At 65.1% G+C, this 13,478-nt stretch carries 12 protein-coding genes; 7 read left to right on the top strand and 5 right to left on the bottom strand.

The window, feature by feature from the left end; translation table 11 throughout:
• Nucleotides 1-39 precede the first annotated feature (39 nt).
• Entirely contained in the window at nt 40-987 is a 948-nt protein-coding gene (locus tag EP007_RS01065) for a polysaccharide deacetylase family protein (protein ID WP_128475885.1), read from the bottom strand.
• 78 nt (nt 988-1,065) lie between these two features.
• Complete coding sequence (gene glmS, locus EP007_RS01060) at nt 1,066-2,889, bottom strand: glutamine--fructose-6-phosphate transaminase (isomerizing) (protein WP_128475884.1); 1,824 nt, start codon at nt 2,887-2,889, stop codon at nt 1,066-1,068.
• 447 nt (nt 2,890-3,336) lie between these two features.
• Here glmS and glmU point away from each other — a divergent pair, with 447 nt between their 5' ends.
• Complete coding sequence (glmU, locus tag EP007_RS01055) at nt 3,337-4,518, top strand: bifunctional sugar-1-phosphate nucleotidylyltransferase/acetyltransferase (RefSeq protein ID WP_128478467.1); 1,182 nt, start codon at nt 3,337-3,339, stop codon at nt 4,516-4,518.
• An 85-nt stretch (nt 4,519-4,603) separates the two neighbouring features.
• Here glmU and EP007_RS01050 read toward each other — a convergent pair whose 3' ends face one another.
• Nucleotides 4,604-5,023, bottom strand: coding sequence for a chemotaxis protein CheW (locus EP007_RS01050; RefSeq protein ID WP_128475883.1), 420 nt, complete (start codon nt 5,021-5,023; stop codon nt 4,604-4,606).
• Between the two features lie 112 nt (nt 5,024-5,135).
• On the opposite strand from EP007_RS01050, the gene EP007_RS01045 reads away from it, so the two are divergent.
• The 6 genes from EP007_RS01045 to EP007_RS01020 all read left to right on the top strand — a co-directional run bounded on the left by EP007_RS01045 (nt 5,136) and on the right by EP007_RS01020 (nt 10,876).
• Nucleotides 5,136-5,474 carry an ArsR/SmtB family transcription factor gene (locus tag EP007_RS01045; RefSeq protein ID WP_128475882.1) on the top strand — a complete coding sequence of 113 codons (339 nt, stop codon included), beginning with the start codon at nt 5,136-5,138 and terminating at the stop codon, nt 5,472-5,474.
• Nucleotides 5,475-5,562: 88 nt separating this feature from the next.
• Nucleotides 5,563-5,844, top strand: a complete 282-nt coding sequence (locus tag EP007_RS01040; RefSeq protein ID WP_128475881.1) for a DUF7521 family protein — start codon at nt 5,563-5,565, stop codon at nt 5,842-5,844.
• Nucleotides 5,845-6,036: 192 nt separating this feature from the next.
• On the top strand, nt 6,037-6,618 hold the full coding sequence (locus EP007_RS01035) for an archaellin/type IV pilin N-terminal domain-containing protein (RefSeq protein ID WP_128475880.1): 582 nt from the start codon (nt 6,037-6,039) through the stop codon (nt 6,616-6,618).
• An 85-nt stretch (nt 6,619-6,703) separates the two neighbouring features.
• Nucleotides 6,704-7,924, top strand: a complete 1,221-nt coding sequence (locus tag EP007_RS01030; RefSeq protein ID WP_128475879.1) for a HEAT repeat domain-containing protein — start codon at nt 6,704-6,706, stop codon at nt 7,922-7,924.
• Nucleotides 7,925-8,036: 112 nt separating this feature from the next.
• The gene (locus tag EP007_RS01025) at nt 8,037-9,929 is read left to right on the top strand and encodes a methyl-accepting chemotaxis protein (protein WP_243700415.1); all 1,893 of its coding nucleotides are present in this window, start codon (nt 8,037-8,039) and stop codon (nt 9,927-9,929) included.
• A 77-nt stretch (nt 9,930-10,006) separates the two neighbouring features.
• Nucleotides 10,007-10,876, top strand: a complete 870-nt coding sequence (locus tag EP007_RS01020; protein ID WP_128475877.1) for a CheF family chemotaxis protein — start codon at nt 10,007-10,009, stop codon at nt 10,874-10,876.
• 75 nt (nt 10,877-10,951) lie between these two features.
• Here EP007_RS01020 and EP007_RS01015 read toward each other — a convergent pair whose 3' ends face one another.
• Both EP007_RS01015 and EP007_RS01010 read right to left on the bottom strand, forming a co-directional pair.
• Nucleotides 10,952-11,917: an NAD-dependent epimerase/dehydratase family protein gene (locus EP007_RS01015; protein ID WP_128475876.1), complete on the bottom strand. Its 966-nt coding sequence runs from the start codon at nt 11,915-11,917 to the stop codon at nt 10,952-10,954.
• Nucleotides 11,918-12,009: 92 nt separating this feature from the next.
• Entirely contained in the window at nt 12,010-13,476 is a 1,467-nt protein-coding gene (locus EP007_RS01010; RefSeq protein ID WP_128475875.1) for a flippase, read from the bottom strand.
• Between the last annotated feature and the right edge of the window lie 2 nt (nt 13,477-13,478).

Here is a 13,478-nt window from a genome sequence, read left to right as displayed (position 1 = left end):
ACGGTCAGTATCGTCGGCCGGAATCGCGGCAAAGCCCGATTAGCGCGGGCCGATAGGCTCGCGCGGGAGCGGTTCGTCGTCCTTGATGTCGGCCGCGATGGACCCCATCGTCTCGACCGAAAGCGGGGTCGTGTCCCGAACCTGCGCGAGGTACGAGAGGATAGCGTCGAGTCGGTCGAAGTCCCGCTCGTCGGTCAGGTTGTTCGGATGGAGCCACATGTGGAACACGCCGTTCTCGGCGCTCGCGCGGTCGATGCCGCGCTTGGCCACGCTGACGACGGGGTCGTCGGTCACGCGCTCGACGGCGGCCCGCGGTCGGCCCTCGAAGCAGAACAGATAGAGCGAGGCCGGGATGTTGACCAGTCCGTACTCGTCCTCCTCGGGGGTGACCAGCGTCGGCGAAACCGCGCCCGTAGGCCACCCCAGTAGCTTGCTCAGCGCCCCGAGCGGGCCGCGGTCGTACCACTGCCGGGGTTGGGTTCCCCGGTAGCTCTTGACGCCGTAGGCCGCCAGCACGTCGCGGTGGCCGACGTAGTTTCTCGGGAAGACGACCGAATCGACCGAGAGACCTCGGTCCTCGGCGAGTTCGACGCACTCGCGCATCTCCGCCGACGCGATTTCCCGCGTGGTGTGGCCCATCTCGACGTGCGAGTAGGTGTGGGAGCCGATTTCGTGGTCGGCGTCGGCGTCCTCGATGGCGTCGATTAGCTTCGCGCCGTACCACTGTTCGTCGCGGCCCTCCCACGTACCGGGGTCGCGGTCGAACCACCCTTCGGGTGTCGGATGCGCCTCGTGGTCGCCGTCGCAGGAGTCGTGGAACAGGTGACCCACGACTGCCCATGTCGCCGGAATCCCGTGGTCGTCGAACAGGTCGAGCAGGCGAAGCCACGACTCGCGGGCCGTGGTCACCCGGTCTTCTGGCATCGTCTCGCGGTCGTGGAACCCCCACGCGAGTTCGGCGTCGAGGGAGAGTACGACAGAACCCATCGTGTCGCTTCGTTCGGGCGGTCGGTGAGTAAATCGGACCGACCGTTCAGGTGCGTTCTGCACGGTAATCGTCGGTTTCTACTCGACGGTCACGCTCTTGGCGAGGTTTCTCGGCTTGTCGATGGCGCGCCCGAGCAGGTCGGCGGCGTGGTACGACAGCAGTTGCAACTGGACGTTGGCCAGCACGCCCGCCACGTCGGGGTGCGTCTCGGGAATCGTCAGCACCTCGTCGGCGTACTGGTGGACCATCTCCTGCTCGGGGCTGGCGACCGCGACCACGGGCGCGCCCCGCGCCTCGGCCTCCTTGACGTTGCCCAGCGTCTTCTCGTCGTTGCGGCCGGTGAACACCGCGAAGACGGGCGTCTCGGGCGTGACGAGCGCGAGCGGGCCGTGTTTCAACTCGCCCGCCGCGAACCCCTCGGCGTGTTCGTAGGAGATTTCCTTGAACTTCAAGGCCCCTTCCAGCGCGACCGGTCGGACCGCGCCCCGGCCGATGAAGAAGTACGCCTCGCTGTCGCGGTAGCTTTCGGCGACTCTGCGGGCGCTCGTGTAGTCGAGAATCTGCTGGACGTGACCCGGCAGGTCCGAGAGGGCTTCGAGACGCTCGCGGGCGTCGTCGGTGCGCGACCCCGTCGCGTCGCGGACGAGGCGCTCGGCCAGCAGGGCGAGCGAGACGACCTGCGAGGAGAAGGTCTTGGTCGCCGCGACGCCGATCTCCGGCCCGGCCCGGATGAACAGCGCGTCGTCGCACTCGCGGGCCGCAGTCGAACCGACGACGTTCGTCACCGCCAGCGTTCGCGCGCCGGAGGCGTTGGCCCGCCGGAGCGCGCTCAAGGTGTCGGCGGTCTCGCCGCTCTGGGTCACGCCGACAACGAGGGTGTTCTCATCGACCGGCGGTTGAGCGGTCGCGTACTCGCTGGCGAGGAACGCTTGGGCGGGCACGCCGCCCGAAGAGAGGAACTGGGACCCAACGAGACCTGCGTGGTAGGAGGTCCCGCAGGCGACGAACTGGACCCGGTTCACGCCCGCGAAGGTCCCCTCCGGGAACTCTTCGAGGTGGATGTCGCCGGTTGGGGGGTCGGCCCGGCCGCGGAGGGTCTGGCGGAGCGCGGCGGGTTGCTCGTGAATCTCCTTGAGCATGTAGTGGTCGTAACCGCCCTTTCCGGCGTCTTCGGGGTCCCAATCGACCGTCTGGACCGAGCGTTCGACCGTCTCGCCCTCGGTAGTCGAGATGCGGTGGCCGTCGGGGTTCACGACGACCACGTCGCCGTCGTCCAGATATATCACGTCGTCGGTGAAATCGAGAAACGCGGGCACGTCGCTGGCGAGGAAGTATTCGCCCTCGTCCACGCCCAGCACCAGCGGGGACCCGCGTCGAGTGGCGTACACCGCGTGGTCGTGTTTCGTTATCATCGCCACCGCGTAGCTCCCCGAGAGCTTCTCGATGGTCTCGCGGAACGCGGTCTCGGGGTCGGTCCCCTCGGCCAACTGCTCTTCCACGAGGTGGGGAATGACCTCGGTGTCGGTGTCGCTCTCGAAAGCGTGGCCGCGGGACTGCAACTCGGCTTTCAGTTCGTCGTAGTTCTCGATGATGCCGTTGTGGACGACTGCAACCTCGCCGGTGCAGTCGGTGTGGGGGTGGGCGTTCGCGTCGCTCGGCGGTCCGTGGGTGCTCCAGCGGGTGTGACCGATGCCGAGGCCGCCCTCGGGAACGTCGTCAGCGAGGGCGTCTTTCAGGTGCGAGATTTCGCCTTGGCGCTTGAACACCTCCGGACCGCCGCCGTTCTTGATGGCCACCCCGGCCGAGTCGTACCCGCGGTACTCCAGATTTTCGAGTCCCGTGAGCAGTTCATCGACCGCGCTGTCGTCGTCACCGCCGATTCGCGCGATGATGCCACACATCAGCGGGACACCCCCGTCGTCTCGGTCGCAAGCTTCGCGTTGGTAATTATCATGGTTAGAGCGTGGTAATGCGATATTCGTCCGGGACGGCGCCGACCGCCGCATAATCCGCGCCTATCGTTCGTCCGGGCTACTCCATCGGGCATTGTACCGTTCTGACCGCCCCGACGTGCGGGAAGCGGGTGATACTCGACAGATTGCGTCCGGTCCCCTTTGTTATACGCTCGCTGACCGCTCGGTAGGGAACGATACGCGGCCTGTAGGCGACACTTATCCGGAAACGACCGTCTCGGTTTCCCGTCCGTATCGACGTTCGCAGGAGCGTCCGGCGACGCGTGAACCGAGAACAGACCGAGAAATCCGACCGATAGCTCACACTTACGCCGGGTCAAGCGGGTGGTAACAAAGCTCGCTCCCGGACACGTCTCTCCAATGACAGCCGAGCAGATTCAGGCAGTCGTCCTCGCCGCCGGTGAGGGCACCCGAATTCGGCCGCTGTCGGCGTCGCTCCCGAAACCGATGCTCCCGGTTGCCGACCGACCGCTGGCCGCCCACGCCGCGGACGCGGCGGTGAGCGCGGGCGCTGACGAACTGATACTCGTCGTCGGCTACGAGGCCGAGACGGTCCGCGAATACTTCGGCGAGGAGTACGCGGGCGTCCCGGTAACCTACGCGGTCCAGCGCGAGCAGGCGGGGACCGCCGACGCGGTGCGCGCGGCCCGCGAGCATCTAGACGGCGAGTTCGCGGTGCTGAACGGTGACAACCTCTACGACCCCGCGGGCGTCGAACGACTCTTCGAGGCCGGGCCCAGCGTCGGCGCGCACCGCGTCGAGGACCCGACGAGCTACGGGGTCCTCTCAACGGCGGGCGACTCCGTCACCGACATCACGGAGAAACCCGCCGAGCCGCAGACTGACCTCGCCAACACCGGTGCCTACGTCTTCCCCGCGGAGGCCCGCGAGTGGCTGGACGTACCCGCCAGCGAGCGCGGCGAGCGCGAGATTACCGACGTGCTGGCGCGCACCGTCCGCGAACACGAGGTCACGGCGGTCGAAATCGACCGCTGGCTCGACGTTGGCCGCCCGTGGGAACTGTTGGAGGCCAACGAGTGGAAACTCGCCGCCCTCGACCGCGCCGTCCGCGGGTCCGTCCACGAGGACGCCGACCTCCGGGGTGCGGTCGTGGTCGAGGAGGGCGCGGCCGTGGATTCGGGAGTCGTCGTCGAGGGTCCCGCGCTGATTCGCTCGGGCGCGAGCGTCGGCCCGAACGCCTACGTCCGCGGTGCGACGCTGGTCGGCGAGGACGCAACGGTCGGCCACGGCGTCGAGATAAAAAACAGCGTCCTAATGGCGGGCGCGACCGTCGGCCACCTCAGTTACGTCGGCGACAGCGTGCTGGGCCGAGACGTGAACTTCGGCGCGGGGACGACCGTGGCGAACCTCCGCCACGACGACGCCCCCGTAAAAATCACTGTCAAGGGCGAACGCGTCTCGACGGGCCGCCGGAAGTTCGGCGTCGTCGTCGGCGACGACGCGAAAACCGGTATCAACGTCGCGCTCGACGCGGGCACGATACTCTCGCCGCGCGTCGGAATCGTGCCGGGCGAGACCGTGACTCGTGACCGGTGAGGTCGGTCCGTCACGAGCGACCGATAGAAAATACCGAACTGTCACGCGCGGCCGATAGAAAACGTGACGAGCGGAATCCGACGGCTCAGTTGTTGATCTCTTCGGGCTTGACCCAGACCACGAAGTCGTCGTCCTGCCGGATGATTCCCCGGACCGAGCCGCTTTCGACGCTCTCGTCCACGTCGTCGGTGTCGATGCTGACGACCTGATTCACCGCGTCGATGAGCCACCCGACGCTTCCGTCCTCGTCGCCGTCGTCGCTTTCGAGGACGACGACGCGCTCGCCGGTCTCGGTCTCTTCGAGGTCGAGCACCCGCTTGGGGTTGATGATCGTCGTCGTGATACCCCGGAGGTCCATCACCCCTTCGACACGAGGGTCGGAGTTCGGAAGTGGTGTCAGTTCGTCCTTGTCCACGATCTCGTCCACATGGGCGATGTCGATGCAGTATTTCCGGTCCTCCAGACGGAATTCGAGGACCTGAACGTCGCCGACTGTCTCTGGCATGTTCGGAGGGTCCCGCGGATACTACTTTACTGTTCCGACGCCGACCAGTTTGGTCCCGCTGATGGGTCGGCTACGGTACCTTTTTAACCCGTGTTTTCAAACGCGATAATTGATGGAGGCCGTGGAACTGCTCCGAGTGCTCGGCAACAAGTACAACGCCGAGATACTCCGCGCCACGAACGAGCCGATGTCGGCTCAGGAGTTGAGTGACGAACTCGAAATCCCGATAGCGACGAGCTATCGCCGTATCGAGGAACTCACCGAGGTTGACCTGCTCGAACTGTCGGGCAGGGAGTTTTCCGACGAGGGGCGGCGCACCAAAGTGTACCGACGCAACGTGGACGCGCTCGAGTTCACCTTCGAGGAAAAGAACATCGACGTGTCCGTCGATGACCGCCCGGACGTGGACAACTCGCTGGCAGACGTGTGGCGCGACCTGAAAGCAGAATGAACCGAATCGATTCCGGAGAACCCCGGCGGCGTCCGTCGGCGATTCGGTTCCCGCTCGCGGACGGGCGGCCTCTCAGCTCAGGAAAACCATGCAAACGATAGAACTGCTGTACGTCGTGTTCAGCGCCACGTTGGCAACTGCCGGTCTCTCGATGGTCGGAATCGCGGTCCGCGCGTATAGTCGGACCTCCAGACAGGCGATGTTCCATCTCTCGATAGGGTTTACGCTCATCGTCGCCGCCGCGATAGCGACGACTGTGAGTGCCTTCGTGACTCGCTTCGAACAGACCCGAATGCTGCTGTCGGTCAACTATCTTATCACCACTATCGGCTATCTGTTCGTCATCTACAGTATCACCGGCGACGAATGAGTCACGACGGGAGAATGTCCGATATTTGCAGGGCTTTACCGCCTGAGAGGTCACGTATCGTATTTCGTTACTGTCCGCCTACCTAATATCAGGACTGATAATCGAGGCCGTAGATTTATTACGGAGCTTCGTTTCGTTCCGCATAGAGTCCGTAGTCAATGTCACATTGACGTTCGGACAGGACGTGAAACAATGAAAGAGAAAATCAAAGAGCGGCTAACTGACAGAGGTCAGGTCGGTATCGGTACGCTCATCGTGTTCATCGCGATGGTGCTCGTCGCAGCAATCGCAGCGGGCGTGCTCATCAACACGGCTGGGTTCCTCCAGACCAAATCCGAGCAGACTGGTCAGGAGAGTAGTGCACAGGTCTCGAACCGCGTGCAGGTCGTCAGTGCGTTCGGCGTCGTCGGTAACGAGGAAGTCGAACAGGTTAACCTGACGGTCATGCGTGGCTCCGGGTCGGACGACATCAACCTCTCGGCGGCCACCATCGAGTGGATCGGGCCAGAGGAAGCCAAGACGCTGACGTACAACGAGACTGCGGACGACAGCAGCTTCTCGGTCAGTCCCATCAAGGACCCCGACGGCTCCTCGCCGGTCCTCAACACGCAGGACGACCGGTTCAAGGTCTCGATGAACGCTACCAAGATTTCCAGCGCACTCGGTGAGGGCGAAGAGGTCAAACTCAAGCTCACCACCCAGTACGGCGCTGTGACTCAGTACCGTGCCAACGTGCCGCAGTCGCTCTCCCAAGAGAGCGCAGTCACGGTCTAAGCCGCATCGCTCGCAAACTGACCTTCCTCTCCGTTTCGACCGCGTAACACCACGTTTTTTCTCGGCGCGACTCTTTCGAACAGTCGTGACTTCGCTGTTCGAACTGGAGAAGACGGGCGATGTGGACCAACTCACCTCGCTGTTGGCCAAGAGCAACAGCGAGCCGGTCCGTCGGCGCGCGGCCGACATCCTCGGCGAGGTGGAGGCCGAGGACCACGAAGTGTTGGACCCGCTGGTGACGGCCGTCCAGAACGACGACAGCGAGGCTGTTCGCGCGGCGGCCATCGACGCGCTCGACCAGCGCCACGCCGTCGAGCGACTCGTCGCCGCGCTGACTGGTGAGGAGATTCCGACCGACGGCGCCGAGTGGGCGCGGGCCGAGGCGCTGGCCGAGACGCTTTCTGCCGACCAACCCGAACTTCGCATGGCGTCGGCCAACGCTCTCGGGCGCATCGGCAACAAGGCCGGGACGAAGGCGCTGGTCAAGCGACTCGGCGACCCCGACCCGCGGGTTCGGGCGCGGGCAGCGCGCGCGCTCGGCCGCATCGAGGACCCGCGGGCTGTCGCCGCACTTCGGAAGCGACTGGGCGACGAGAGCGTTGAGGTCCGTCGGGAGTCCGCCGACTCGCTCGGGCGCATCGGCGGCGACGAGGCGCTGTCGGCGCTGTTGGACCTGCTGGACGACGAGAGCGAGACGGTTCGGCGAATCGCGGCCAACTCGCTGGGCAACTTCGGGAGCGCGAAACCGCTGGACGCGTTGGTGTCGCTGCTCTCCGACGAAATCGAGGCGGTTCGGCGAGCAGCGGTGTTCTCGCTCATCGAACTCCTGTCGAACGCGCCGGGCCAACAGAGCCACGACCTCCGCGAGCGAATGGTCGAGAAGTTGAGCGCCACCGACCACCGGAGCGTCGTGGACTCGCTGGTCGATATTCTCGAAGAGGGCACGCAGGCCCACCAACGTCGGAACGCGGCGTGGTTGCTCGGGCGAGTCGCGGGCGACGACAACCGCGAGGCGGCCATCGAGGCGTTGGCGTCGGTGCTGGACGACAAGGACGGGATGACCGCGCAGTTCGCCGCGACGAGCATCGCGGAGGTCGGCGGCGAAGCGGCCGAGGATGCGCTGCTCGATGTGTTGGACGACACGGAGGCGAGCAGCGATGCGCGCGCCAAGGCGGCGTTCACGCTCGGCAAGGTTGGCGGCGAGCGGGCGCGCAGACGACTCAACGAAATCATCGACGACACCGACGACGAGGAAGTTCGAAAGCGGGCGTTCTCCGCGCTGTCGAAACTCGGTGGCCGCGGATAGTCGGGGTTATCGCGCGTGAAATTTGAGTAAAGCTTTATATCCGGTTGGTGTCTCTTTCCGGAATAAGATGGTCCGGGACAGGCTACTGAAAATTTTAACAAGTTTACGTAATGTGGAGAACGACGGCGAACGACAGCGAAACGTGACGTTCGACGGCGGTACCCAGACCGGTGACGTGTCCGTCTCGTCGGGGGGAACTATCACGCGCTCGGCACTCTCTGGGACGTATCGGGACACCGACGTGAGCGACGACCTGCAACAGGCCCAAGCGGTTCACCTCGGGCACGTACTCGACGACCCCGAGGCCGCGGCGGGCGACGCCGCCGACCTCGGGCGACGCCACGCCGACGCGTCGGTTTCGGCGGGAACGTTCGCCGGTACCTACGGTGTCGGCGTCGAGCAACTGGTCAGCGAGACGTTCGAGCGACTCGAACACCGACTCGGGGCGGACAACGAGGCGGTCGCCGAGGAACTCTCTCGGGCCGAGGACGAACTCCAGTCTGCGCTGTCGGCCACGATGGCCGACATGCAGTCCGGACTCGACGCCTACCAGTCGGCCGGGTCGGGCGAGGAAGAAGAGGAACTCAACGTCGAGGACGACGAGTTGCTCGACGGTATCGGCGTCCCGGTGTTCATGCTCGACACGGAGCGCAAGAAGGTCGCGGCGTGGAACTCCGCACTCGCGGACCTCACCGGCGTCACGTCCGAGGACGCGCTCGGTCTCGAAAACGTCAGCGAGGCGTTCTATCCCGACGGCCGCCGGGTAAAGACGCTGGCCGACAAGGTAGCCGAGGCCCCCGAGTCCGCGCACACCGAGTTCGACGTGGAGAAGGCCGACTCCACCCAAACGCTGTACACCGACGAAGGGACGATGGTAAGCCGCGACGGCGAGGAGCGGAAAATAGAGTTCTCGGCGATGCCGCTGTACGACGACGACGACCTCATCGCGGTGGTCGAGACTGTCCGGGACCGCACCGAGGACATCCACCGACAGGAGGGCGTCACCTCGCTGGTTGAGGAACTCATCGGCACGCTGACCGCGATGGAGATGGGCGACCTCTCGGCGCGGGCCTCCTTCGAAGACGAGTACGATGTCGTTGACGATTCGCTGGTTGAAGTCGTCGATCAAGTCAACGACATGGCCGAGCGCTTCGAGGCGCTGGCCAATCGAGTCGGCGAGAAGGCCGACGAACTCGAAACGTCGGTCGAACAGGCCTCCGAGTCGGCGCAGGTCATCGACAAGCGCGTTGACGCTCAGACTGAACAGCTTTCGGAGGTCGCCACGCAGATGGAGAACTTCTCGGCCAGCATGGAGGAAGTCGCGGCCAGTTCCGACGAGGTTGCTTCCGCGGCCGAGCAGGCCAAAGCGTCAGCCGACAGTGGACTGGAATCCAGTCAGGGCGCGCGCGAGGCCACCGACGAAGTCATCGAGATGAGCGACGACCTCGTGGATACCGTGACCGAACTCGAGTCCCAGATGAACGAGATAGAGGACGTGGTCGAAGTCATCGCCGAAGTCGCCGACCAGACGAACCTGCTGGCGCTCAACGCCAACATCGAGGCCGCCCGCGCTGGCGAGGCCGGAAGCGGCTTCGAAGTCGTCGCCGACGAGGTTAAGGAACTCGCCAACGAGACCCGCGAACACACCGAGGAGATCGCCCAGCGCATCGAGGAGATTCAGTCCCAAGCCAACGAGACCGTGGTCGCCGTCGAGGAGTCCAACGAGCAGGTCAAGTACGCTGGCGACGAGATCGAGGACGCGCTGGTGGCGCTCGAAGAGATCGCCGACGCGGTCGAGGAGGCCGCGACCGGCGTGACCGAGGTCGCGCAGGCCAACGACGAGCAGGCCGCCAACGTCGAACAGGTGATGGCGACCGTCGAAGACGTGCGCGACCAGACCCGACAGGTCGAGAGCGCGACCGACGACATCGTGTCGGCGACCCGCGAGCAGACCCGCGCCATCGACGAACTGTCGGCGCGCGTTGACGACATGCAGAACGACTGACCACCATCCGCGCCTGCCATGAGCGCATTTAAACGCCCCCGACGCGAACGACCGCGCCGAGAACGTAGACACCACGCATGAGCAAGGAAGGCGAGCACAAGATAACCGATACGAAGGGGAAGTTCCTGCAGGTCGTCAAGAAGGGTCGCAAACTCAACGACCCCGACTGGACCAGCGGTCGCATCCTCCTGTCGAACAAGCGAATCGTGTTGGCGGGCAATCAGGGTAAGCGGTCGATTCCCCTTTCGAATATCAAGGGGCTGAAGGGCCGCTACGACGTGAATCAGGCCGTCGCTTCGGTCTCGGACTACCTGAGCATCGAGTTCGGAAACAACGTCGTCCTGCTCGGCACGAGCATGGACATCGACGAGTTCGAGACCGACGTGTACGGGGCCCTGCTCAATCAGGAGATGATCCTGACCAAGCACCCCGCCGTCGAAGGAGGCGTCATTCAGGACACCGACTGGGAGAAAGCCCGCATCAAAATCACCGAGGAGATGGTCAACGTCGCCATCGCCTCGGGCACCTTCGTCGGCATCGAACTCGACGACATCGGCGGGGTTGACAGGGCGACCCGGACCGTCAAGGGCGAACAGCGAACCGTGCTGGAGGTCGAACACACGCAGGGCGACACCAGCGTTCAGACGTACATCTCGGGCGAGACGCGACGGTGTGCCCTGTTGGAGTCGCTGTTGAAGAAAGGCGAGCGCAAGAACGAGGGCGGAGTCGAACTCGACGAGACCGAGAAAGAGGTGCTGATGGCGCTCTACTCGGGCGTCTCGTCGTTCGAGATTCCCGACTTCCTCGGGATGGACGTGGACGAAGTCGAGCGCATCTTCGAGCGACTCGTCGAGGTCGATGTCCTCGAAGAAGTGCGCAAACGGCGCGAAGTGAGTCTGAAGACTCGCGGACGCAACATCGCCAGCGAGTCCATCAACGAGAAGTGACGCTACGGGGAAAGGCGGACGTTCGACTGCTGATTCGTATTGTTCTGTTCTATTCTGAGAGTCGCAAACGCCGACCTATCGCAATCCCTTCACCGCGGCCAACGTCCGAAGTCCGTCCGCCAGCGAAATCGTCGGTTCGTAGCCCAACTCCTCGCGCGCCGTCGAGATGTCGGCCTCGCTGTGGCGGATGTCGCCGGGACGGGTCTCGACATGGGTAATCTCGGCCTCGGAGTTCGTCACCTCGACCACCGTCTCGGCGAGTTCGTTCACCGTGACGCTGTGGCCCGTCCCGACGTTGAACGGTTCGCCCACGCGGTCGGTCGTCGCCGCGAGCAGGTTCGCCTGCACCACGTCGCGGACGTGGACGAAGTCGCGGGTCTGTTCGCCGTCGCCCTCGACGGTGAGGGGACCGCCGTCGGCGGCCTGCTGGAAAAAGACGTTGACGACCGCGCTGTACTCCGGGTTCTGGCGCGGGCCGTAGACGTTGAAGTAGCGCAGTGGGACGGTTTCGAGACCGTAGAGGTCGTGATACCGTCGAGCGTAGTGGTCGAGGGCCAGTTTATCGATGCCGTAGGGCGAGGTCGGGTCTTTCGAGTCGCCCTCGGCGACCGGGACCGAATCGGGGTGGCCGTAAATCGCGGCAGAGGACGCCAGCACCACGCGGGCGTCCTCTTTGCGGGCCGCTTCGAGCAGGTCCACGGTCGCGGCGGCGTTGATGCGGTTGCTCTTGGGCGGGTCGGCGACCGACTCCTCGACCGACACCAGCGCGGCCTCGTGGAACACGAGGTCCACGCCAGCCATCGCGTCGGCGAGCGTTTCGGTGTCGCGTACGTCTCCCTCCACGAGGTCCGCGCCCGTGGGAACGTGGGCGCGCGCGCCTCCCGAGAGATTGTCGAGGATTCGGACCTCGTTGTCTGCAACCAGTGCCTCCGCGAGGTGGCTTCCGACGAATCCAGCGCCCCCGGTTATCAGCACCGTCCGGTCGGACACCTCGCTGTCGCTCGCTATCGAATCGTATCTCGCTGACGCACCCTCGCTCATGGTTTTCCCCTCGATTCGGCGCGGCAAATAAGCCGGGTTTCGGTCGTCGGCCGAACGGTCGTGCGTCGAGTGAGTAGTGTCCGAGTCATGATTCAGGTGAAGATGGTTCTGACGCGCCGCAGGTCGAGCAGGCCGCCCGCGACCGAGAGACCCGCCCAGACCGCGATACCGGCGACGACCGACGCCACGACCGCGAGCGCGCCCGCGGCCTGCGTGAGGACCGCGAGGACCGCCACGGACATCGCGCCCGTGACGGCGGCGACCGCGAGGAAGTGGCGAACGAGCGCGCCGACCGACAGCGAGAGTTCGGCGTGGATGACCCAGAGCGTGACCGCGAGGACGGCGCTGTGGGTGATTACTGTCGCGGCGGCCGCGCCGACCACGCCGAACGCGGGAATCATCACGAGGTTCAACAGGAAGTTGGCGACCGACCCGCCGCCCTTGGCGATTGCTCGCTCGCGCGCCCGCCCGAGGAAGTCGAGCGTGTCGCCCGTGACGTACGAAATCGCTTGGAGGACGACGTAGGCCGCGAACACCTGTAAGACGGGCGCGGCACCGACCCACTTCTCGCCAAAGACGAGCGACAATGCGGGTTCGGCCACGATGACGACGCCCGCCGCGGCCGGGACGTACAGCAGCAGGATGTACTTCAGCGTCGTCTCGTAGATTCCGGCGGCGCGGTCGGTCTCGCCCCCGGCCTTGTGCTCGCCGTAGGCGGGCGAGAGCGTGAACCCGAGCGAGGCCGCGGGCGAGTGGATAAACCCCACGACCTGCTTCGAGAGGTAGTAATACCCCACCGCGACCGGGTTCATGAAGTAGCCCACGAGGATGGTGTCCACGCGCTTGTCGAGGATGTTGGCCCCGCGGGTCGCGGTCAGCGGGACGCTGTACCGGGCGACCCGGCGCTTGAGACCCTCCTCGGGTCGCTCGGCTTTCTCCTCGTCCCGGTAGCACTTCCGGTAGAGCAGGTAGAGACCGAGCAGACCGCCGAGACCGTAGCCGACGATGTAGCCGACCAGCGCGCCGACCGCGCCACCGATGATGAGGACGAACGCCGCCGCGAGCGCGAGTCGAGCGACCGACCCGACCGCCCGGATGAGCGCGCTGTCGGTTATCTGGTTGTACCCTTGAAACAGCACCTGCGAGAAAGTGAACATCGAGTGGGCCGCGATGTAGCCCGTGCCGACGACCAGCAGGGTCGCTATCTCGGGTTGGCCGACGAGTTCGGCGACGTACCCGCCGAGAAGTGCGAACAGGCCGCCGACGGCGAAGACGCACCCGAGGCGATATATCACCGCGGTCCGGAGGACGTGGGGCACCTGTTTGGGGTTCGTCTCGCGGTACTCCGTGACGTAGCGCGCGGCCGCCTTGGCGATGCCCAGATCCGTGAACAGTTGCACGACCCCTAGCACGGCCAGCGCCGACCCGAGCAGTCCGTACTGCTCTTGGGTCAGCAGGTACCGCGCGAGGACGACGGTCAGCACGCCACTTGCCGCCATGTGGAGGGCGCGCGCACCCAGCATCGCCTTGAACGAGCGCGCGAAGCGTTTCAAATCCATGA

The organism is Halorussus pelagicus (assembly GCF_004087835.1).
Taxonomy (GTDB): domain Archaea; phylum Halobacteriota; class Halobacteria; order Halobacteriales; family Haladaptataceae; genus Halorussus; species Halorussus pelagicus.
This window is presented reverse-complemented; position numbering and strand designations above follow the sequence as displayed.